This is a genomic window from Burkholderia sp. IDO3 (genome assembly GCF_003366075.1).
Classification (GTDB): domain Bacteria; phylum Pseudomonadota; class Gammaproteobacteria; order Burkholderiales; family Burkholderiaceae; genus Burkholderia; species Burkholderia anthina.
This window is the reverse complement of sequence record NZ_CP028962.1, coordinates 1,024,560-1,046,159: the sequence shown is the minus strand read 5'-3', so window position 1 is coordinate 1,046,159 and position 21,600 is coordinate 1,024,560. Positions and strand designations below refer to the sequence as shown.

The following is a 21,600-nucleotide window of genomic DNA, read 5'->3' as shown; positions in this document are numbered from 1 at the left end:
TCGCGCCGGCGTGCTGGTACGCCAGCGCGTTATGCGGCCTTGTCGCTACGCTTCCGGGTGCCCGTGCCGGCCCGTGCGTTCTTCTTCAGGTGCGCCCGGTTGTAGTCGATCGCCGCGCGAACGAGACGCTTCAGCGCTCGCTTGTCGACCTTGTCCCCCTCGAAAAAATCGATCGCACGCCGCGCGTTGCCGTCGAGACCGTCGTTGAACAGCCGGTCGGGATCGGGCACGTGCGCGCCATGCATGAACGTCAGCTTCACCTTGCCCTTGTGCGCGTTGCCGACCGCGATCATCCCGTCGCACTCCCACACGGGGCTGCCCATCCATTTCCATTCCTCGACGATGCCATCGTCGACCGCGAGGATCGTCTCGCGCAGCTCGGCGAGCGTCTTGCCGCGCCAGTCGACGAGCCCCGCGATCAGCGCGTCGATACGCCCGGACGGGCTCGGGTCCGCAGCAGTCATGCGTGAACCTCCGGATCGTCATCGGGGCGCGCCAGCACCTGCTCGAGCGATGCGAAGAATTGCGTCCACCCGTGTTGAGCGCCGCGGTATGCCTGTTCCTGATCCGTGCGAAAGCCGGCCTGCTCCATGCGCAGCAGCGTGCCGCCAGCGGTCGGCGTGAGCGTCCACGTGACGACGCTTTCGAGGCCGTAGGCGGCCCACGTATAGGACAGCGCGCGCTGCGGCTCGATCGTCAGCACCTTGCAGTCGACCGAACCCCAGTCGGCGCGAAAGCTGAATGCGCGGCCCGCGACGGGCTCGAAGTCGCTCTTCATCAGCCACGCCTCGATCAGGTGCGGTTGCGTGAGCGCACGCCAGATCTTCTCCGGCGGATGCGACAGTTCCCGTTCGACGACGACGGTACGCGTTTCGGTGGTGGTCTGGTTCATTGATCCATCCTTTTGAGCAGATCTTCGAGAGCATCGAACCGGTTCTGCCAGAAGCCGGCCATCTGGCTGGTCCAGTCGATCAACGGAGTCAGCGCTTGCGGCTGTGCGCTGTAGTGCGTCTGCCGGCCTTCGTGGCGATCGCTCACGAGCCCGGCCTGCTTGAGTACGCCCAGATGCTTCGAAACAGCCGGCTGCGACACGCCCGCGTGGGCAGTCAGCGCGGCAACCGTCAGCTCGCCCTCCTCGCACAGCCGCTCGAAGAGCGCGCGGCGCGTCGGGTCGGCAAGCGTCCTGAACAGCATGTCGTGAGCGGTTTGCATGGTTGAATTCATAACCCAATGGTTATGGATTGAAGGATAGCGCGAGATCGCCACACGTCAAGGAGGAATTTCGCGGGTGGACGCTGTTCGATCCCGCCGCGTGCCGCGTTCGCCGGAACCGGCGGGACATCGACGAACCGGCGTACGACGGACGTCACCGTGCCTCGGGTCCCGGTTGCCGCCCGCATTCGAGCATTCACTCTAATCCGCCCGCGTGCGCCGCGAACCGAAAGCACGCTGCAAGACTCGGCAATGCGCTGTTCCACAGTTCGGGAAACGCTCGCGAGCGACCGGCCCCGTTTTTGTGCATCCGCGCATCCGGGCGTCGTCGCGCCGGCACCGCGGCAGCACTTGACCACATAGTGCAACGCGCGACGCGCCCACGGCCGGTCGAAGGCAATGCACGCGCACGGCGCTTCGTTCCGCCATCGCGCGCATTCCGATACCGCAACGGACGAGTCGTGCGCGCAAACGTCGTCGACCGTCGTGCGATCGCGTCGCGAACCGGTTCCCTCTGCTGGCGAACGCTGCCGCCGGCATGAACGACGCAGCGGATACGCGCGGGCACGCCGATGTCAGAACTGACAGCTGTGGAAACTGGCAGCTACCGGAACGGCACCGACACCCTACGCTCGTCACCGCTCGCGGCCCCACAAGGGCCGGGGGTTCCAGCAACGTCGTCTCTCCTAAAAAGGACTCCCGATGAAAAGGAACGCCTGGTTTGCCCTCCCCCTTCCGTCGCCCCGCCGCCTCGCGTGCGCGTGGCCGCTCGTGCTCGCCGCCGGCGCAGCGCATGCGACGACGGACTGGGTCGACACCCACACGAAGGCCTTTCTGACCGGCCCGCAACTGATGGCGCGCAGCGCGGCGCCGTCGCTCGAACTCGCGGCCGGCGAGACGACCGACGTCGTCGTCAGCCTGAAGCTGCGCAACGCGGCGCAGCTCAAGCAGCTCGCGCACGACGTGAACCGGCCCGGCAACGCGCATTACCGCCAGTACCTCACGCACGAGCAGTTCCTCGCCAGCTACGCGCCGACCGAAGCGCAAGTGAAGTCGGTCGTCGACTATCTGCGCAAGAGCGGTTTCGTGAACATCGAGGTCGCGCCGAACCGGCTGCTGGTCTCCGCGCGCGGCACGGCCGGCACGGTCAAGACCGCGTTCAACACGTCGCTCGTGCATTTCCAGTATGCAGGACACTCGGGCTTCGCGAATGCATCGAGCGCACAGGTGCCGCGTGCGCTCGGCGGCATCGTCGGCTCGGTGCTCGGGCTGCAGAACGTCGCGCGTGCACGGCCGATGCTGCGCATCGGCAACGTCGCGAAACCGCAGGCCGTCGCGGCCGGCACGGCCACCGGCCACTATCCGAAGGAATTCCCGGGCCTCTACAACGCGACGGGGGTGCCGACCGCGGCCGGCGTGACCGTCGGCATCGTCACGATCGGCGGGGTATCGCAAACGCAGCAGGATCTGAAGCAGTTCACGTCGAGCAACGGTTACGGCACGGTCTCGACGCAAGCCGTCAAGACCAACGGCACCGGCACGAGCGGCAGCTACAGCGACGACCAGGACGGCCAGGGCGAATGGGATCTCGACAGCCAGTCGATCGTCGGCTCGGCCGGCGGCCAGGTCGGCAAGCTCGTGTTCTACATGGCGGACCTCAACGCATCCGGCAACACGGGGCTCACGCAGGCGTTCAACCGCGCGGTATCGGACAACACCGCGAAGGTGATCAACGTGTCGCTCGGCTGGTGCGAGACCGACGCGAACGCGGACGGCACGATCGACGCCGAAGAACAGATCTTCACGACGGCCGCCGCACAAGGCCAGACGTTCTCCGTGTCGTCAGGCGACGAAGGCGTGTACGAGTGCAACAACCGCGGCTACCCGGACGGCGCGAACTACACGGTATCGTGGCCAGCGGCTTCGCCGCACGTGGTCGCGGTCGGCGGCACGACGCTGTACACGACGTCGGCGGGTGCGTTCTCGAACGAAACGGTATGGAACGAAGGCCTCGACGGCAACGGCAAGCTGTGGGCGACAGGCGGCGGCGTCAGCACGATCCTGCCGGCGCCGGCATGGCAGTCGGGCGGCAATCGTCAGTTGCCCGACATATCGTTCGACGCCGCGCAAAGCACCGGCGCGTATATCTACAACTACGGCCAGTTGCAGCAGAGCGGCGGCACGAGCCTCGCCGCACCGATCTTCACCGGTTTCTGGGCACGGCTGCTCGCGGCGAACGGCACGGATCTCGGTTTCCCGGCCGGCAAGTTCTATGCGGATATTCCGTCGAACCCGTCGCTCGTGCGCTATGACGTCGTGTCGGGCAACAACGGCTATCAGGGGTACGGCTACAACGCAGGCACCGGCTGGGACTATACGACCGGCTTCGGCAGCCTGAACATCGCGAACTTCAACAAGCTGATCCAGACGGGCGGCTTCTGAGCGTGATGCGAAGGCCGGCGCGCGCCGGCCGAAGGGTTTGCGGGCGCCGGCGCTCTACTCCGTCGCCTGCTCCTTCACCGGCACCGTTGCAACCGGCGCGCCGGCCCGATGCGACGGCGCGAACAGCCGCAGCCCGCTCGCGACGCTCGCGGCGCCGGCAAAACCCGCGCCGAGCATCAGCGCAAGCGTCGGCCCGTGCCGGCCTGCGATCCCGAACGACAGCGCGACGAGTGCCGCCCCCGTCGCCTGCCCGATCAGCCGCGCGGTCGCGATGATCCCGCTCGCGCCGCCGCTGCGCTCGGGCGGTGCGCTCGACATCAGCGCCTTCAGGTTCGGCGACTGGAAGAAGCCGAAGCCCGCACCGCACAGCATCATCCGCCAGCCGATGTCGAATACGTCCGGCGTCGCCGGCAGCGCGGCGAGCGATACCATCCCCGCGCTCAACAGCGCGAGCCCGATTGCGCCGAGCAACCCGGGCGGATAGCGATCGGACAGCCGGCCCGCGATCGGCGCGGCCAGCGCGACGACCGCCGACCACGGCGTCATCAGGAATCCGGTCTCGACCGCGCTGCGATGCAGGACGGTTTCGAAGTAGAACGGCAGCGAGACGAACGCGAGGCCCTGCGCGGCAAACGCGCACACGGCCGTCAGCGCGGACAGCGTGAATACGGGGCGGCGAAACAGGTCGACCGGCAGCATCGGCGCCGGGTGCCCGGCCTGGCGGCGGATCAGCAGCCAGCCGAACGCAAGCGCGACCGCCGCTGCCGCGAACACGACGGACAGCGGCCCGCGCTGCGCGAATTCGCCGAGCGCGAAGATCAGCGATGCGAACGTGATCACGTTGAACAGCGCGGCGAGCGGATCGAACGCATGCTTGCCGCGCGCCGTCTGCGGCAGCGACGGAATCGCCACTGCAAGCGCGACCACGCCGAGCGGCACGTTGACCGCGAACAGCCACGGCCACGCAGCGACCGACAGGATCAACGACGCGATCGTCGGCCCCACCGCGAACGACACGCCGACGACGAGCGCGTTGAAGCCGACGCCGCGCCCGAGCCGGTGCGCGGGAAACAGGTTGCGGATCAGCGCGACGTTCACGCTCATGATCGCGCTCGCGCCGAAGCCCTGCACGATCCGCGCGGCCGTCAGCTGCGGCAGCGTCGTTGCGAGCGAGCAGCCGAGCGACGCGAGCGTAAACACCGCGAGGCCCGCGATATACACGCGCTTGTGGCCGACGATGTCGCCAAGCGCGGCGAACGGCAGCAGCGTCGCGACCATCGCAAGCTGATAGGCATTGATGATCCACACCGACGCGGCAGGCGACGCGTGCAGGTCGGCGGCGATCGCGGGCAGCGCGGTGTTCGCGATCGCGGTGTCGAGCGTCGCGAGCGCGACGGCCAGCAGCACGGCGGACATCGCGCGCCAGTTGACGGCCGGCTCGCGGGCGCCGGCGGGGGAAGCGAATTCGGACAAGATGAGGCTCGGCTGACGAGCGACGCGCTGCGTCGCGGGTTGAGCGGCGCGGCAACGGGCGATCCGTGCAGCAGGAACGGGACGCGCGTCACCGGAAACCGTATTGTTGCAGAGCCGCATGGAACGTGCAGGCAACCGCTTCGTCAGTCAGACAAATGAAAGTTTCGGCGCGCCGCATGGCGTCCGCGGCGGCGTCGAGTACCCAACCACCGGTGACGCCGAATGGCGCCCGGGCAGCAGTCAGCTCACCGCGCGCCGCGCGTTGCGCCCGCGCAACCATTCAAGCGCGAGCAACAGGCTGGTCGAGAAAATGATCAGGATCGTCGCGAGCGCGGCGATCGTCGGGCTGATGTTCTCGCGGATCCCGGTGAACATCTGGCGCGGCAGCGTCGTCTGGTCCGCGCCCGCGAGGAACAGCGTGACGACGACTTCGTCGAACGACGTCGCGAATGCGAACAGCGCGCCCGACATCACGCCCGGCGCGATCACCGGCAGCGTCACGCGGAAAAACGTCGTCACCGGATTCGCGCCGAGCGACAGGCTGGCGCGCACGAGGTTGTAATTGAAGCCCTGCAGCGTGGCGGCAACCGTCGTGACGACGAACGGCACGCCGAGCGCCGCGTGCGCGGCGATCAAGCCCGTGTACGTATTCGCGAGCCCGAGCGGCGCAAAGAACAAATACATGCCGACGCCGACCACGACGACCGGCACGATCATCGGCGACAGCAGCACGGCCATCAGCAGCGCCTTGCCGCGGAAGTTCGCCTTCGTGAGCCCGATGGCGGCGAGCGTGCCGAGCACGGTCGCGACGACGGTCGCCGACGGCGCGACGATGAAGCTGTTCTTCGCGGCCATCCGCCAGTCGTCGGACGCGATCAGGTTCTCGTACCAGCGCGTGGAGAAGCCGGGAATCGGATAGACGAGGAACGTGCTCGACGAAAACGACAGCGGCACGATCGCGAGCACCGGCAGGATCAGGTACAGCAGCGTGAGCACGACGAGCACGCGCAACGCGACGTACCACGCGCGCTCGACGAACGACATGTGCGGCGCGAACAGCGGCCTGGCGAGTTTCATGGTCGGCATCCCCTTCTCGTATTGCGTATTCGTTTTGTGTGCATCGCGCCGGGCGCGACGCTCAGCCGAGGCTCACGTTCGTGCGCGTGAAGCGCCCGTACACCGCATACAGCACCAGCGTCGCGGCGAGCAGCAGGCCGCCCAGCGCGCACGCCATGCCCCAGTTGATCGTCACGTTCGTGAAGTACGCGACGTAGTAGCTGACCATCTGGTCGTTCGGACCGCCAAGCAGCGCGGGCGTGATGTAGTAGCCGATCGCGAGGATGAACACGAGCAGCGCACCCGCGCCGATGCCCGGATAGGTCTGCGGCACGTACACGCGCCAGAACGCGGCGAACGGATGGCTGCCGAGCGACACGGCCGCGCGCTGGTAAGTCGGCGGAATCGACTTCATCACGCTGTAGAGCGGCAGGATCATGAACGGCAGCAGGATGTGCGTCATCGAGATGTAGACGCCGACGCGGTTGAACAGCAGCGTCAGCGGATGCGAGATCAACCCGCTGCCGATCAGCGCCTTGTTGATCAGCCCTTCGCTTTGCAGCAGCACGATCCACGCGGCGACGCGCACCAGCACCGAGGTCCAGAACGGGATCAGCACGAGAATCATCACGAGGTTCGCGCGGCGCTCCGACAGCGTCGAGATCCAGTACGCGAGCGGATAGCCGAGCAGCAGCGCGAACAGCGTGACCGCAACGCCGATCACGAACGTGCGGCCGAAGATCGCGAGATAGATCGACTGGTCGGGATCGGCCTGCACGATGTGGCCGAAGCCATCCTGCTTGTGGTCGAGCGACGCAAGCAGGTAGAACGGCGACAGCTGGCTGCCGTTCTTCGCGATCGACTGCCAGTATGCGACGTCTCCCCAGCGGGAATCGAGGTCGATCAGCTTCGCGCGCGTCTGTGCAGGCGTGAGCGCCGCGGCGGCGGTATCGTTGTCGTCCTTCAGCGGCATCGCGCGCGCCGTCTTCGCGACGAGCGAACGATAGCCGGGAATCTCGGTATTCAGGCGCCGCGCGAGCGCGCCCATCGCCTCGCTGTCGGCGACCTTCGTCATGTCGGCCGCGAGTGCGGCATACGCGGCGTCGGACGGCGGCGTCTTGCGGTCCCAGCCCGACAGCGCGGCGATCGTGTTCGGCAGCGCGGTCGCGATCTCGGGGTTCTGCACCGCGCGCGTGAGCAGCGTGCCGATCGGCACGACGAAGATGAGCAACAGGAAGATCGCAAGCGGTGCGATCAGCAGCAGCGCCATCGTGCGCTTGCGGGCCTCGGCAGCCTTCAGTTCGCGCTTGAGCGCGGCTGTCGACGGCGAGGAAGGAGCGATCGTCATCGTGTTCAACGGTTCTCTCCGGCCGGGCGCGATCCGGCGGAATGCCGCGCGACGCGTTCAGCGCGCCGCGCGGCCGGTTGCATCAGGATTCCTGAACGGTTACTTCGTCGCCCACGCGGCGAAGCGCTGCTCGAGCTCGTCGCTGTGGTCGGTCCAGAAGCCGATATCCTCCAGCACCGCGTTCTTGCCGTTGGCCGGCGAGTTCGGCAGGTTCGCGAGCGTCTTCGCGTCGAGCGACTTGATCGCCGCGACGTTCGCGGGGCCGTACGCGATGTGCTGCGCATACCCTTGCTGCGGCTTCGGCGTCAGCGTGTACGCGATGTACTGCTCGGCGAGCGCCTTGTTCGGCGAGCCCTTCGGAATCGCCCAGTAGTCGAGGTCGTAGATGCTGCCGTTCCACACGACCTTCAGGTTCTTCCCTTCCTTCTGCGCGGCGTCGATGCGGCCGTTGTACGCGGTCGACATCACGACGTCGCCGGCGACCAGGAACTGCGGCGGCTGCGCGCCGGCCTCCCACCACTGGATGTTCGGCTTCAACTCGTCGAGCTTCTTGAACGCGCGGTCCTGGCCGGCCTTCGTGGCGAGCACCTTGTACACGTCCTTCGGCGCGACGCCGTCGGCCATCAGCGCGAACTCGAGGTTGTAGCGCGCGCCCTTGCGCATCCCGCGCTTGCCGGGGAATTTCTTCACGTTCCAGAAATCGGCCCAGCCGGTGGGCGCCGTTTTGAGCTTGTCCGCGTTGTACGACAGCGCGGTCGACCACACAAAGAAGCCGACACCGCACACCTGCGGCGACTCCGGAATCAGATCGGACTTCTTCGCGATCTTCGACCAGTCGAGCTTCTCGTACAGCCCTTCGTCGCAGCCGCGGTTCAGGTCGCCCGATTCGACCTCGACCACGTCCCAGTTGACGTGCTTCGCCTCGACCATCGCCTTTACTTTGGCCTGCTCGCCGTTGTATTCGACGGCCGTGACCTTGTTGCCGGTCGCCTTCTCGAACGGCTGGTTGAACGCGACCTTCTGCGCGTCGCCGTTCGCGCCGCCGAAGTTGACGACCGTGAGTTCGGCCGCCGCGGCCGATACGCCGAAAGCGGCGAGCGCCAGTGCGACCGCGGTGCGACGCGCGGTAAAGCTTGCTCGGTTCATGGTGGTTCCTCTCCTCTCGTGGTGGAAGTGGGCAGTTGTTGTTGACGACGTGCTGCGGAAAATCGGGAAAACCATGTGTTACGCGAACACGCGCAGGTGCTCGGGCGCGAATGCGAGCGACACCGGCGCACCGGGCGAGAACACGTCGAGCGCGCCCGTGCCGAGCGGCACCTTCACGAAACATTCGTCCTGGCCCGGCAGTGCGCAACGCATGCGCACGTGATCGCCGAAATAGATGAGGCTGCGCGCTTCGCCGGCCATGCGGTTGGCCGCATCGCTCACGGGTGCGTGCCCGTTCGCGAGGCTCATGCGCTCGGGGCGGATGCATGCGATGGCCGACGCGCCTTCGGCCGCATCGCCGATGCGGCGGCCACGCAGCGTCGTGCCATCGTCGAGCCGGAACTCGCAGAATTCGCCGTCGACGCGCGCGATGGTGCCGCGCAGCCGGTTGCTGTCGCCGATGAAGTTCGCGACGAATTCGTTGCACGGCGACTCGTACAGGCGGTCGACGGTATCGAGCTGCTGCACGATGCCCTTGTCGAACACGGCGACACGATCGGACATCGTCAGCGCCTCGCCCTGGTCGTGCGTCACGTAGACGAACGTGACGCCGAGCTTCTCGTGCAGCGCCTTCAGTTCGTATTGCATGTGTTCGCGCAACTGCTTGTCGAGCGCGCCGAGCGGCTCGTCCATCAGCACGAGCTTCGGCTCGAACACGAGCGCACGGGCAAGCGCGATGCGCTGCTGCTGACCGCCCGACAACTGCGCCGGATAGCGCTTCGCGAAGCGCTCCATCTGCACCATCTTCAGCGCATGCGCGACGCGCTCCGCGCGCTCGGCCGCCGACAGCTTGCGCACCGTCAGCGGATACGCGACGTTCTGCTCGACCGTCAGGTGCGGGAACAGCGCGTAGTTCTGGAACACCATGCCGATGTTGCGCTTGTGCGGCGGCACGGTATTCAACAGTTCGCCGTCGAGCCGGATCTCGCCGCCGGTCGGAAATTCGAAGCCGGCCAGCATCATCAGGCAGGTGGTCTTGCCCGAGCCCGACGGCCCGAGCAGCGTCAGGAATTCCCCCCGGTGGATATCGAGGTCGAGCGATTTGACGACCAGCGTCTCGCCATCGTAGGTCTTCCGCACACCGCGAAAACTGACGATCACATCATCGGACTTCATCGTGGCTGTCTCCCCTGCTGCGCGACAATCATTTTTGAGATGCGAACCACTATACGGCGCATACGGTTCTACAATAGGGAACCATTTCAATATTCCGAGTGGGACCACTTTGGACACCGTGATCGTCGCCGACTGGCTCTCCGCCCGTATCGACCGCAGCTCGCCCGAGCCGATGTACCGGCAATTGCTGCAACTGATGCAGCAAGCCATCCTGACCGGAGAATTGGGGCCAGGGACAAAACTGCCGAGTTCACGCACGCTCGCGGCCGACCTGTCGATCGCCCGCAATACCGTGCTGCACGTGTACGACCAGCTCACGGCCGAAGGCTACGTGCTGACGACGACCGGCAGCGGCACCTATGTCGCCGATACGCGTCCGGATACCGCCGCGATCCCCACGCCGGGCGCCGCGCCGTCGTCGCCGGCCGCCGGTGCGCCGCCGCTGCCGGATGCGCAGGACGTGCTGTCGACGCGCGGCCGACAGTTGATCGAACACGCGGGTGTGTCGCGGCGCCAGTGGGGCGCGTTCATGCCGGGCGTGCCGGACGTATCGGAATTTCCGAGCCGCACGTGGAGTCGCCTGCAGGCGCGACTGTGGAAGGAAGCGAACCCGGAACTGCTGACCTACGCGCCGGGCGGCGGCTACCGGCCGCTGCGCCGCGCGCTGGCCGACTACCTGCGCGTCGCGCGCTCGGTCAAATGCTCGCCGGATCAGGTGATCATCACGACCGGCATCCACCAGTCGATCGACCTCGCGGTGCGGCTGCTGTCCGACATCGGCGATCGCGCGTGGGTCGAGGAGCCGTGCTACTGGGGCGTGCGCAGCGTGCTGCAGGCGACCGGCCTCACGCTCGCACCGGTGCCGGTCGACGACGAAGGGATCGATCCGCGCGCGAGCGACATGCGGCATCCGCCGCGGCTCGTGCTCGTCACGCCGTCGCATCAATATCCGCTCGGCATGGTGATGAGTCTCGCGCGGCGCCGGATGCTGCTCGAATACGCGCGGCAGCACCGCTGCTGGATCATCGAGGACGACTACGACAGCGAATTCCGCTATGGCAGCCGGCCGCTCGCGTCGCTGCAGGGGCTCGACGACGGCGGCCGCGTGATCTACGTCGGCAGCCTCGGCAAGATGCTGTTCCCGGGCCTGCGGATGGGCTACATGGTGGTGCCCGAGCATCTGGTCGACACGTTCCGCACTGGATTGTCGGAGCTGTACCGCGAGGGCCAGTTGATGCAGCAGGCCGTGCTCGCCGAATTCATCATGGACGGCCACCTGACTTCGCACGTCAGGCGCATGCGCACGCTGTACGGCGAGCGCCGGCAATTGCTGATCGACGCGATCCGCACCCGCTTCGGCGACGCGCTGCCCGTGATGGGCGACGAAGCCGGCCTGCATCTGGTGCTCGGGCTGCCCGACGCGTGCGACGATCGCGTCGTCACGCAGAGCGCGTTCGACGCGGGCGTGATCGTGCGCCCGCTCACGAGCTACTACAGCCGCATGGACACCGCACGGCGCGGGCTGCTGCTCGGCTATGCATGCGTCGCGCACGAAGGAATCGGCCCCGCGTTCGACACGCTCGCGCAAACCATCGAGCAGCATCTGCCGCGGCGCTTCACCCGCGCGGCATGACCGTGCGCGTCAGTTCGCGCCGGCCGCGCCGCGGTCGAGCGAGGCCGCGCGCACCGCTTCACCGGGCTGGGTGAACACGCGTTGCCGCAGCGCGGCAATCTGCGCGTCGCGGTCCTGCGGCGACAGCCCGGCTGCATCGATCTGCGCACGCTGCGCCGCATAGTCGGCGTAGCGGCTCTGCCACGACGCATCGTCCTGCTGCATCTGCGCGACGCGCGCGGCGGCCTCCGGGCCCAGCGTCTGCGTGAGTTGCGCGCGCATCGCGTCCGGCGTCGCCCCGCTTTTCCGCAACTGCGTGATCTGGTCGATTGCGGCGCGCTGCCGGTCGATCCGCTGCTGCGCCGCCCGCTCGTCCGCCGGGATCTGCTGCGCAAGCGCCGCGAGCCGCTCGGCCTTCTGCGCATCCGTCAGCGTGCGGTCCCGCATGATCTTCAGCCGCGCGAGATCGTAGCGCTGCCGCCACTGCTCCGCCCCGAAGAACGGCGCGCTCCAGTCGCCGAGCGTCCGGTAGGCGATCGACGCGCGCTGGTCGAGTGCGAGCTGCAGCGCACCGAAATCGGACTTGTCGACCGCCCCCGCATCCGGCAGTTTCGCGAGCGCATCGAGATACGCACGGTATCGGTGCCAGACGTCGAGCGCTTCGGGCTGCGCGACCGTGCCGTCGAGCTGCGCGGCGATCTCGCGCACGACGAGCGCATCGAGCGCGGCCGCGCTCAGGTCGCTCTGCGCGGTCAGGCAGTAGTCGAAGAAATCGCGCACCGCGCGCGACTTCGCAAGATGGCCGCCGGCATCGAGCGGCAGCCGCGGCGCACTCGAACCGGCAAGCGGCGACGGCAGGCCCGCGCTCGCCGGCACCGCAGCCTGCGGCGCCGCGGCCACGCCGCCGAGCGCTGCCGCATCGGCCGACGTGCGCGGGGCAGCCGCGCCGCGATGCGATGCCGCGCCGCTCCAGAGCGCCGCGCCGGCAATCGCCGCGAGCCCCACCGCCCCGTAGAGCGCAACGCGCCGCGCGAGCGGCGCGCGTCCTTCACGTGCCGTCATCGATCACACGCCCGCGAGCTTCAGCCGGTTCGCATGCGTGCGGATCACCGCGACCGGATCCTCCGCGTACGCGCCGCGCACGCCGAGCAACTGGTTGATCTCGTCGAGGTGGTTCCACTTGTAGTTCGTGCTGAGCACCTTCCCGTACAGCGCGCTGCACTTCGACACCAGCCCGTCGTTCTGGCCCGAGCCGCGATTGATCATCACCGTGCCGGTGCCGAGCAGTGCGAGCGTCGACAAGTCGAGCGCGTTGGCCGGGTCGATCAACGGAATCGTGCTCGTATCCGTCGCACCCGTGACGCCGAACGCGGAGATCGTCGGCTGGACCGCCGTGCCGGCCCACGAATACAGCAGATGCGTGTTGCCGCCGACCGTCTCCGTCGGCGCGCCCGTCTGGCAACTGCCCGGCGCGCCGAGGCCGGCGCTCGGATAATTCTGGTTGTACGTTGCGGCCTGGGCGGTCGTCAGCGTCTTCAACGCGGCGAGCGCATCCTGGTCGGTGTTGTGGCTGCTGCTCGTCAGGACCCCGAACACATTGACGAACGCGGCGATCACCGACGACGACAGGCCGGTCGGATCGTTCGCGAGCACGCCCTGCACGAAGTCGGCGAACTCGGAGCCGCGATGCGGCGTGCCGATCGTCGTCACCGACGCGACGAGATCGGGCGCGACCGCGGCGACATAGCGCGACGTCAGGCCGCCCTGGCTGTGGCCGATCAGGTTCACCTTGGCCGCGCCCGTCGCAGCGAGCACCGTCTTCACGTACGCGAGCAGCTGTTCGCCGCGCCCGTTCGGGCCGTCGTCGCTCTGGAAGCCCGACAGGTTCGCGACATAGACGTTCGCGCCGTGCTGCTGCAGGTCCTCCTGGATACCGTACCAGTACTCGAGCACGCCTGCGTACTTGTCGGTGCCGGTGAGCCCGTGCACGAGGATGATCGGATAGCGCGTCGCCGCGTAGTTGTCCACCGGCGCGATTGCCGCCATCGCCGAGTGCGTCGTCGCGAGCGTCACCGCCGCGGTCGTCCCGACGAACGGCGCGACGCTCATCGCGCATGCCACTGCCCCTGCCACCACCCTGGAACGCATCGATCTGGCCATGCATGTTCTCCTGATTATTGTGCTGCCGGTACGAATGAGATCGGATCGACGTGCACGATGCGTCGCCGGCACCGTGTGCGTCGAATGCGGGAGTGAATCACGAGTCGCGAACGTTTGCGCCCCGACTAGATACGGTTCTCTAATCGGTTGACGCGCCCCGCCCGTTCAGGCGGGGCCGCGTTCGTACGCGCGCATGCTGCATCGCACATGCGCGATGGGCGTTACAGCTTCGCGCTCACGCGCACCCATGCGGTACGCCCCGGCTCCATCACCGGCGCGTTCGCCGGATAGCCGAAGCCCGCGTTGCCGGCCAGGTTCAGATGCTCGGCATAGGCTTTGTTCAGCACGTTGTCGACGCCGATCGAGACCTGCACCTTCTTGCTGACGTTGTACTGCGCGTGCAGCGACAGCACGCCGAACCCGGCGCCCGGGCCGAAGTCCTTGCCGACCACGTTGCCCTCATTCAGTGCATAGCGATGCTGCGGCGCAACGACTCGCCACAGGCCGCCGGCCGACCATGCGCCGCGCGTGTATTCAAGCCCGACGCGCGCCTCGAGCGGCGGCATCTGCGGCAAGGGCTCGCCGCTCGTCGCGTTGCGCCCCCACGCGTAGGCGAGCGACGTCTCGACGCGCAGCGGCGCGACCGGCCGCCACGACACGCCGGCTTCGCCGCCCATGATCTGCGCGTTGACGTTGGTTGCCTGCGTGGTCGAGCCCATCATCCCGGCTGCGTAGTTGAACAGGATGAAGTCCTGCACATAGCCGGCATAGGCCGACACCCATGCGTCGAAGCGGTCGCTCTTGACCTGCGCACCGATGTCGAGCTGCGTGGTCTTCTCCGGCCGCACCGCGGAGAACGCGTTGATCGAGCCGGCCGGCCCGCGCTGCGCGGAGAACAGCTCCCAGTAGTCGGGATAGCGTTCCGCGTGACCGATCCCCGCGTACCAGGTAACAGGCAGCGACGCGAGATCGCGCTCGTAGCGCACGAAGCCGCTCGGCAGCACGCGCGCGCGATCGTCGTCGAAGGTCGGATTCGGCTTGCTCGTCATCATCCCGCTCGTCGTCGCGCGCTTGTCGCGCGCGCTCGCGTAGTCGACCCGCGCGCCGCCGATCACGCGCGACGCGTCGCTCGCGTACCACGTCAGCTCGCCGAAGGCACCCGCGTTCCACATCGTCGCCTGCGCATTCCACGGCTGGTCGCCGTAGTTCTGCCACCCCATCGCCGAGCGCGCGTCGAGCCGGTTCGATTGCGCATCGACGCCGGTCACGAGCTTGAAGTCGTCGCCGAAGCGGAACGTCGCCGCTGCGCGCGCGCCGAGCGTGCGGCGCCGCACTTCGGACGCCATGCGCATCGGCATGCTGCTGGTCGGATCGGGCTGCCGCAGCGTGGTGTTGTCCATCACGTGGTCGGCTTCGTTGTAGTACACGCGCGCCTCGATCCGGTCGAGCACGTCGCCGAGATGGCGCTTGTCGAACGACAGGCCGAACGTCTCGCGACGGAAATGCGCGCCGTCCATCCCGCGTCCCGCATAACGCGCGTAGCCGTCGCCGGTGCCGGCCGTCAGTTCGACGCGCGTGTGATCGTCGGGCGTCCAGCCGAGCGCCGCGTCCGCGTTCCACTTGTCCCACTGCGACGGCACGGTATTGCCGTTGCCGTCCTTGTAGTCCTGCGCGTGCGCATGGTTCGCGCTCACGCGGCCATATCCATCCGGCGTGCCGGCCGTCACGTCGACGTTCTGGTCGTTGCGGCCGAACGAGCCGCCGACCACGCTGCCCTCGAAGCGCATGCCGGGCCGCTCGAAGCGCGGCGTCACGCGCTCGAACAGCACGGTGCCGGCCGATGCGCCGGGACCGTACAGCACGGTCTGCGGCCCCTTCACGACCGTGACCTTGTCATAGCTTTCGGGCGCGATATACGAAGTTGGCGCGTCCATCCGGTTCGGGCACGCGCCGAGCGTCGGCAGCCCGTTCGCGAGAATGTTCAGCCGCGAACCGAACATCCCGCGCAGCACCGGGTCGCCGTTGGTTCCGCCGCTGCGGATCGACGTGAAGCCGGGGATCGTCTTCAGATAATCCGCTCCGTCGCTCGCCGGCAGCGGCTGGCGCGGCGTCTTCGGATCGGTGACGACGACGAGCGGCGTCGTCAGCGGCGACGCGACGACCTCGACGGGCGGCAGCAGCGCGGTCGCGTCGTCGGTCGGCGTACCGGCCGCGCTCGCGGGTTCGGCGGCAGCCGCCGCGGTCATGGCGCTGACGGCCAGCGCGGGAACGGTGAGTTGCAGCATCCGCGGCACGCGCCGCGTACGGGAATGGCGCGACGCCGTCGGCGCGCGCAAGAAGAAAGTGTTCATGGATCGAATGCCCGAGTGACGCCCTCCACGCGGTCTCGGCGGACCGCACGGATATCGGCGATGAAAAAACGGAAGACAGCGCGTCAGGCGCGCTCGGGCGGTGCGCGTGGATACGCGCGCGGATAGCGATCGTCGCGCGCCGCGACGGCATGCGGTGCGGCGGCGGAAACGGTCGTGGCGGGGACGAACGCGAATGGTGCGGCAGCCGGGCCGCCGATCGCGGGACTATGCGCGAAGAATGCGCAGTATCCGCATGCATCGAGATGCGACGCATGATCGTGCGCGCTGGCCGCACCGGCCGACCGGTGCGCGCCATGCTCTGCACTGCAGACGATTGCATCGGGCGTCGCCGCCTGTGCGATGCGCCACTGCGACACCAGCGGCGCCGCGATCGCGATCCAGATCGCGAACACGCCGAGCCAGGCGGTCAAGTGACGATGTCGATGCAACATGCGCGGCGGTGCGTAAGCGGAATGTAAAAACAGCCGAGATGTTACAGAATGTTCGGCGCGATAGCCAGCCGTGCGGACCGGTAAACGGCCCGGGGGCGCATGGTTGTCAATACAACCATGCGCCCCCGGGGCTGCTGCGCGGCGTCAGCGCGCGGCGATCACACCATGCGTCGCAGCACGTCGTCGCGTCGAATGAAATGGTGATAGAGCGCGGCCAGCGCATGCAGGCCGATCACGAAGTAGAACGCATTGCCGATCAGTTCGTGCGCCTCCTTGATCGTCGGCCGCAGCGCCTTGTCCGGGCCGAACAGCGTAAACGACACGCCGATCCAGTCGAGCGACACGGGCTTGCCGCCCATGTTGACCATCATGATGCCGAGCAGCGGCTGCGCGATGATGAACACGTACAGCGCGAAATGCGCGAGCTTCGACAGCCACTTCAGCAGCGTCGCCTGCGGGATCGCTTCCGGCACGCGGCTGACCGCCCGCCACAGCACGCGCAACACCGACAGCACCAGCACGAACGTACCGGCCAGAAGGTGCACGTTCATCCAGAACACGCGACTGTCGCTGCCTTTCGGCCCGCGAATCTCGATGGCCAGGTAGGCCAGCGCCACCAGCAGAAAGATGGCCCAGTGAAAGAAGATCGCAGGCGAGCTGTAGCGCGTCTGTTTCGCAAGGATGTTTCTCATGCTCGGTCTCGTGTTTCTCGTGTTGTATTCGGGGAAAGCGCGCCGCGGCTGGCCTGGGCCGGGCGGCTGCCCCGATTGTAGCCGTCCGCGCGTCCGCTGTTGCGCGACCGGATCAAATAACCGAGGAATCGATGCTGTCCCGCCGCGTGCCGGCATATGGAAAATCCGCATCGCGTGCGCAAACGGCTGTGGCACGATGGAGCTTTGGTGCGACGTTACGCGGCCATCATGAGCAAGGCGTTCTTCGTTGCGGCCTATCGGCTGATCGCCGCGTTGCTCGCGGTGTCCACTACGCTGCACAGCATCGCGAACGACTGGGCCATGCCGAGCTTTCATCTCGGCAACTATCTCAGCTACTTCACACAACTCAGCAGCCTCTACGCGGCCGCCATGCTGGCCGCGGGGCTGCGGCGCATCGCGCGCCCGGGCTCGGCCCGCTACGAATCGATGCGCGGCGCCGCCGTGCTGTACGTGCTGATCACCGCGATCGTCTACGAGCTGCTGCTCGCGCGGCTCGATGCGCTGCGCCACATCACGCCGGCCCTCAACAACTGGGTACTGCACCGGATCGTGCCGCTCGTGATGCTGTGCGACTGGCTGTACGTGGAGCCGCGCTCGCCGATCGCGCGGCGCAGCGCGTTCGCGTGGCTCGGCTTTCCGGTCGTCTATCTCGGCTATACGCTGGTGCGCGGCGCGCTGGAGAACTGGTATCCGTACCCGTTCGTCGATCCGCGGCCGCACGGCTACCTGCCGGTGGCGATCCAGTGCTCGTTGATCGCGCTCGGCGCGGCGGGACTTGCGCTCGGCATCCGCTGGATCGGCAATCACGCAAGACCATCCGGCGCCGCGACGCTCAAGGAAGGATGAAGGCGGGAGCGTGTGCACCGCACGGCGCACACGTCGTGACGCGGCCGGTCAGCCGCCGTTGCGCGGCAGGAAGTTCATCGGATCGACGACCTTGCCGTTCTGCCGGACTTCGAACTCGAACGTCGCGCGGCCGCTCGCGTCGGTGTCCATCTCGGCGACCGGCTGGCCGGCACGTACTGCGTCGCCTTCGCTGACGAGCAGCTTGCCGTTGTGCCCGTAGGCCGTGATGAGCCCGTTATCGTGTTTCAGGATCACGAGCGGCCCGTAAGCCTTCACACCCGACCCGGCATACACCACGCGCCCGTTCGCCGCCGCGCGCACCGAATGATCGGGCCCCGATGCGGCGATCACGACGCCGCGCGTCTTGCCGGCCGTAAACGGCGTCACGACGCTGCCCGTGGCCGGCCATGCGAGCGAGCCGGGTTGTGCAACGGCTGCGGACGGCTGCCCGAGCGACGTCGCGGCAGGCGGCGGCGCGACGCGCAGCACCTGACCCGGCGACACGGCGTCGGTGGGCGCCATGTGGTTCCAGCTGGCGACGTCCTGCACGCGCTGCCCGTAGGCGGCCGCGATGCCCGCGAGCGTGTCGCCCGGATTCACGCGGTAATAGCCGGCGATCACGCCCGGCGTGGCGGCCGACGTCGGCGTCGACGGGCGCACCGGCTGCCAGTTGTCGGTCCACGGCGTCATCGTACAGCCCGTCAGCGCGGCGGCCGCGGCGACGAGTGCCGCCTGCGGCAGCCAGCGCGCCAGGGAATCGTGGATCGGAATATTTTTTTTCAAGGGTCCTCCCGGAGTTGCGTCGTCGCGCCGCCCACCGCCCCCCGGCGCGCGACGCACGATGTCCGGCCAAAAAGCCGGACCGACCAGTATCCGACCGCTCTCGCGGCCGTCAGTTTCCACAGCGGAACGTCGACGCGAACGGACTCACCGGCCCCTTTTTCGCGTCGCTCCGATCGGCAAAGATACCATTTGTCGCGGTCAGGGCCGCGACAAGCACGCGTTCCGGCAACATTCTTGCGGCGCCGCACACGGGTGCCGGCGGCCCGCAAGCCGCGCCCGGCGGGCTTGCGCCGCGCCGCGAGGCCGCGGCAGTCGGCATCGAACTACCCGCCGTCACCCGGCCGGACGCCTCCTATACTGCGGAATGCAGCACGATCCAGCGATAACGAGGAGATCACAATGAACAACGCGACGTTTCTATCCGTGCAGCTCAACGCCGAGGATTTCACTGGTTCCAGCGGCCTCGTCGAATTGCTCAACCGGCACCTGCTGTTCGCCACCGACGTCGCCGAAGCGGCCGACGCGCTCGTCCAGCTCGCGAGCGTCACGCACCTGACGGGCGCCACCCGCCACAGCGTCGAGCTGCCGGTACTCGCGATCGAGCGGCTGCGCGAAGCACTCGACTCGCTCAGCGGCTACGACGAAACGTGGCTGCAGGCGCTGGAGCCGGCCGGCGGCCCCTTTGCGGCAATCGGACGCGGTCCGCGGCCGCTGCACTGATCCGGGCGGCATGCCAATGAAAACAGCCCGCCGTTCCGTGATACGGAACGGCGGGCTGCTTGTACTTCGGGGTTCGATCAGGCCGCCGGGGCGGCCGTTCGATTAACGACCCTTGTAGACCGGTGCGCCATCCGACACGCGCTTGACTTGCCAGCCGGCCTTCGCGACGGCCGGAGCGCCCGACTCTTGCTGGGCGACCGGTTGTGCGCCGTAGCCGGTCGTATCGGCGGCGGCGACGTTCTGTTGCGGGTTCAGACGGGCTTCAGCGGCCTGGATGCCTGCCGGGTAGTCCGTGCGGTCGCTGCCCAGCTTGTAGCCGGCTTGTTGCAGGGCCGACAGTTCGGCCTTCACCTGCGCACGGGTGACGGGCGCGTTTTGTTGGGCGAACGACACGGCGGGAACGGCGAGGACGGCAGCTGCAGCGAACGTTGCGATCAGCGATTTCATGATTACCTCCGGAATTTTTTTGCTCCGCCGCACACACCATGTCTGCAGCGATGGAACAGAGTTTAGTCCTGGCGTCCCTTAGGGAAAACCATGAAAGAACGAAAACACTGTTTCCTTGGAACCAACAATTCCGGGATCCGGGAATCAAAAACCCTACTCAAAGAATAGAATTTCGCAACAATGCCGCCCTCGCGGGCCGGTTACGACCAGTTCGCGTGGAAGCTGCCCGGCTTGTCGGTACGCTCGAACGTGTGCGCGCCGAAGAAATCTCGCTGCGCCTGCACAAGGTTCGCCGGCAGCCGTTCGGAACGGTAGCTGTCGAAGTACGCGACCGCCGACGCGAACGCCGGCACCGGCACGCCGGCCTTCACCGCGGCGACCACGACGTCGCGCAGCGACGCCTGGTAGTGCGCGGCGATGTCCTTGAAATACGGATCGAGCAGCAGGTTCGCGAGCGCCGGATCCTTCGCGTACGCGTCCGTGATCTTCTGCAGGAAGCGCGCGCGGATGATGCAGCCCGCGCGGAAGATCTTCGCGATCGTCCCGAGATCGAGGCTCCAGCCGTACTCTTCGGATGCCGTGCGCAGTTGCGCGAAGCCCTGCGCGTACGAGATCACCTTGCTCAGGTACAGCGCGCGGCGCACCGCTTCGATGAACGCGGCACGATCGCCGTCGAACGGCGCGGCGGCCGGCCCCGACAGGATCTTGCTGGCCGCGACGCGCTCCGTCTTCAGCGACGACAGCACGCGTGCGAACACCGATTCGGTGATGAGCGGCAGCGGCACGCCCAGATCCAGCGCGTTCTGGCTCGTCCACTTGCCGGTGCCCTTCTGCGCGGCGCGATCGAGGATCACGTCGACGAGGTGCTTGCCGGTTTCGTCGTCCTTCTTGCCGAAGATCTTCGACGTGATCTCGATCAGGTAGCTGTCGAGCTCGCCCTGGTTCCACTCGGTGTACACCGCGCCGAGTTCTTCGTTGGTCAGGCCCGCGACGTCCTTCAGCACCGCGTAGCTCTCGGCGATCAGCTGCATGTCGCCGTATTCGATCCCGTTGTGGACCATCTTCACATAGTGGCCCGCACCGTCCGGCCCCATGTACGCGACGCACGGCTCGCCGTCCGACGGCGCCTTCGCGGCGATCTGCTTGAGGATCGGCTCGACCAGATCGTACGCGTCGCGCTGGCCGCCGGGCATGATCGACGGGCCGCGCAGCGCGCCCTCTTCGCCGCCCGACACGCCGGTGCCGATGAAATGCAGGCCCGATTGCGCGAGTTCCTGGTTGCGGCGGATCGTGTCGGTGAAATGCGTGTTGCCGCCGTCGATCAGCACGTCGCCCTTCTCGAGCAGCGGCTTGAGCGACGCGATCGTCGCGTCGGTCGCTTCGCCGGCCTTCACCATCATCAGGATTCGGCGCGGCGTTTCGAGCGACGCGACGAATTCTTCGAGCGTATAGGTCGGCACGAGATTGCGGCCGGGGAATTCGGCGATCAGCTCGTCGGTTTTCTCGCGGCTGCGGTTGTACACCGACACCGCGTAACCGCGGCTCTCGATATTGAGTGCGAGATTGCGGCCCATCACCGCGAGCCCGATCACACCGATTGCTTGTTTGCCCATTATTCGATTCTCCGGAAAAAACAGGGCGCGACCCGACCCGGGCCGCGCGC

General features: G+C 67.4%; 20 protein-coding genes. 4 read left to right on the top strand and 16 right to left on the bottom strand.

Annotated features, from left to right (window positions below):
* Positions 1 to 29: 29 nt before the first annotated feature.
* Genes DCN14_RS04870 through DCN14_RS04860 form a run of 3 tightly spaced genes read right to left on the bottom strand, consistent with a single transcriptional unit; the run spans position 30 to position 1,212 of the window.
* Positions 30 to 464 (bottom strand): DUF1801 domain-containing protein, encoded by a 435-nt coding sequence (locus tag DCN14_RS04870; RefSeq protein ID WP_096504005.1) that lies wholly within the window; start codon positions 462 to 464, stop codon positions 30 to 32.
* Positions 461 to 892, bottom strand: a complete 432-nt coding sequence (locus tag DCN14_RS04865; protein WP_096504007.1) for an SRPBCC domain-containing protein — start codon at positions 890 to 892, stop codon at positions 461 to 463. Before DCN14_RS04865 ends, DCN14_RS04870 begins: the two co-directional genes overlap by 4 nt.
* A complete protein-coding gene (locus tag DCN14_RS04860; protein ID WP_063552572.1) occupies positions 889 to 1,212 on the bottom strand; it encodes a metalloregulator ArsR/SmtB family transcription factor in 324 nt (107 codons plus the stop codon). Before DCN14_RS04860 ends, DCN14_RS04865 begins: the two co-directional genes overlap by 4 nt.
* Positions 1,213 to 1,914: 702 nt before the next feature.
* Between DCN14_RS04860 and DCN14_RS04850 the strand changes: the two genes are divergently transcribed.
* Positions 1,915 to 3,654: a S53 family serine peptidase gene (locus DCN14_RS04850; protein WP_096504009.1), complete on the top strand. Its 1,740-nt coding sequence runs from the start codon at positions 1,915 to 1,917 to the stop codon at positions 3,652 to 3,654.
* A 54-nt stretch (positions 3,655 to 3,708) separates the two neighbouring features.
* Here the strand turns inward: DCN14_RS04850 and DCN14_RS04845 are convergent, their stop codons facing one another.
* The 5 genes from DCN14_RS04845 to DCN14_RS04825 form a co-directional block, all read right to left on the bottom strand.
* Entirely contained in the window at positions 3,709 to 5,127 is a 1,419-nt protein-coding gene (locus tag DCN14_RS04845; protein ID WP_096504011.1) for an MFS transporter, read from the bottom strand.
* 240 nt (positions 5,128 to 5,367) lie between these two features.
* Positions 5,368 to 6,204 (bottom strand): ABC transporter permease, encoded by an 837-nt coding sequence (locus DCN14_RS04840; RefSeq protein WP_096504013.1) that lies wholly within the window; start codon positions 6,202 to 6,204, stop codon positions 5,368 to 5,370.
* Positions 6,205 to 6,265: 61 nt separating this feature from the next.
* Positions 6,266 to 7,531, bottom strand: coding sequence for an ABC transporter permease (locus tag DCN14_RS04835; protein ID WP_162826205.1), 1,266 nt, complete (start codon positions 7,529 to 7,531; stop codon positions 6,266 to 6,268).
* A 99-nt stretch (positions 7,532 to 7,630) separates the two neighbouring features.
* Positions 7,631 to 8,677 carry an ABC transporter substrate-binding protein gene (locus tag DCN14_RS04830; RefSeq protein ID WP_096504017.1) on the bottom strand — a complete coding sequence of 349 codons (1,047 nt, stop codon included), beginning with the start codon at positions 8,675 to 8,677 and terminating at the stop codon, positions 7,631 to 7,633.
* A gap of 78 nt (positions 8,678 to 8,755) precedes the next feature.
* Positions 8,756 to 9,853: an ABC transporter ATP-binding protein gene (locus tag DCN14_RS04825; protein WP_096504019.1), complete on the bottom strand. Its 1,098-nt coding sequence runs from the start codon at positions 9,851 to 9,853 to the stop codon at positions 8,756 to 8,758.
* Between the two features lie 109 nt (positions 9,854 to 9,962).
* On the opposite strand from DCN14_RS04825, the gene DCN14_RS04820 reads away from it, so the two are divergent.
* Complete coding sequence (locus DCN14_RS04820) at positions 9,963 to 11,486, top strand: PLP-dependent aminotransferase family protein (protein WP_096504021.1); 1,524 nt, start codon at positions 9,963 to 9,965, stop codon at positions 11,484 to 11,486.
* 9 nt (positions 11,487 to 11,495) lie between these two features.
* Here the strand turns inward: DCN14_RS04820 and DCN14_RS04815 are convergent, their stop codons facing one another.
* The 5 genes from DCN14_RS04815 to DCN14_RS04795 all read right to left on the bottom strand — a co-directional run bounded on the left by DCN14_RS04815 (position 11,496) and on the right by DCN14_RS04795 (position 17,120).
* Entirely contained in the window at positions 11,496 to 12,527 is a 1,032-nt protein-coding gene (locus tag DCN14_RS04815) for a lipase secretion chaperone (RefSeq protein WP_096504023.1), read from the bottom strand.
* Positions 12,528 to 12,530: 3 nt separating this feature from the next.
* Entirely contained in the window at positions 12,531 to 13,625 is a 1,095-nt protein-coding gene (locus DCN14_RS04810; protein ID WP_096504025.1) for a triacylglycerol lipase, read from the bottom strand.
* Between the two features lie 221 nt (positions 13,626 to 13,846).
* Positions 13,847 to 15,976: a TonB-dependent copper receptor gene (locus DCN14_RS04805; protein WP_096504027.1), complete on the bottom strand. Its 2,130-nt coding sequence runs from the start codon at positions 15,974 to 15,976 to the stop codon at positions 13,847 to 13,849.
* Between the two features lie 83 nt (positions 15,977 to 16,059).
* Entirely contained in the window at positions 16,060 to 16,428 is a 369-nt protein-coding gene (locus DCN14_RS04800) for a DUF2946 domain-containing protein (protein ID WP_096504029.1), read from the bottom strand.
* A gap of 158 nt (positions 16,429 to 16,586) precedes the next feature.
* The gene (locus tag DCN14_RS04795) at positions 16,587 to 17,120 is read right to left on the bottom strand and encodes a cytochrome b (RefSeq protein ID WP_096504031.1); all 534 of its coding nucleotides are present in this window, start codon (positions 17,118 to 17,120) and stop codon (positions 16,587 to 16,589) included.
* Positions 17,121 to 17,348: 228 nt separating this feature from the next.
* On the opposite strand from DCN14_RS04795, the gene DCN14_RS04790 reads away from it, so the two are divergent.
* Entirely contained in the window at positions 17,349 to 17,987 is a 639-nt protein-coding gene (locus tag DCN14_RS04790) for a Pr6Pr family membrane protein (RefSeq protein WP_096504147.1), read from the top strand.
* Positions 17,988 to 18,035: 48 nt separating this feature from the next.
* On the opposite strand, the gene DCN14_RS04785 is transcribed toward DCN14_RS04790, so the two are convergent.
* A complete protein-coding gene (locus DCN14_RS04785; protein ID WP_096504033.1) occupies positions 18,036 to 18,770 on the bottom strand; it encodes a peptidoglycan DD-metalloendopeptidase family protein in 735 nt (244 codons plus the stop codon).
* Between the two features lie 399 nt (positions 18,771 to 19,169).
* On the opposite strand from DCN14_RS04785, the gene DCN14_RS04780 reads away from it, so the two are divergent.
* A complete protein-coding gene (locus DCN14_RS04780; protein ID WP_096504035.1) occupies positions 19,170 to 19,490 on the top strand; it encodes a hypothetical protein in 321 nt (106 codons plus the stop codon).
* 102 nt (positions 19,491 to 19,592) lie between these two features.
* Here the strand turns inward: DCN14_RS04780 and DCN14_RS04775 are convergent, their stop codons facing one another.
* Both DCN14_RS04775 and gndA read right to left on the bottom strand, forming a co-directional pair.
* A complete protein-coding gene (locus DCN14_RS04775) occupies positions 19,593 to 19,937 on the bottom strand; it encodes a DUF4148 domain-containing protein (RefSeq protein ID WP_096504037.1) in 345 nt (114 codons plus the stop codon).
* A 200-nt stretch (positions 19,938 to 20,137) separates the two neighbouring features.
* Positions 20,138 to 21,550 carry an NADP-dependent phosphogluconate dehydrogenase gene (gndA, locus tag DCN14_RS04770; RefSeq protein WP_096504039.1) on the bottom strand — a complete coding sequence of 471 codons (1,413 nt, stop codon included), beginning with the start codon at positions 21,548 to 21,550 and terminating at the stop codon, positions 20,138 to 20,140.
* Positions 21,551 to 21,600 lie beyond the last annotated feature (50 nt).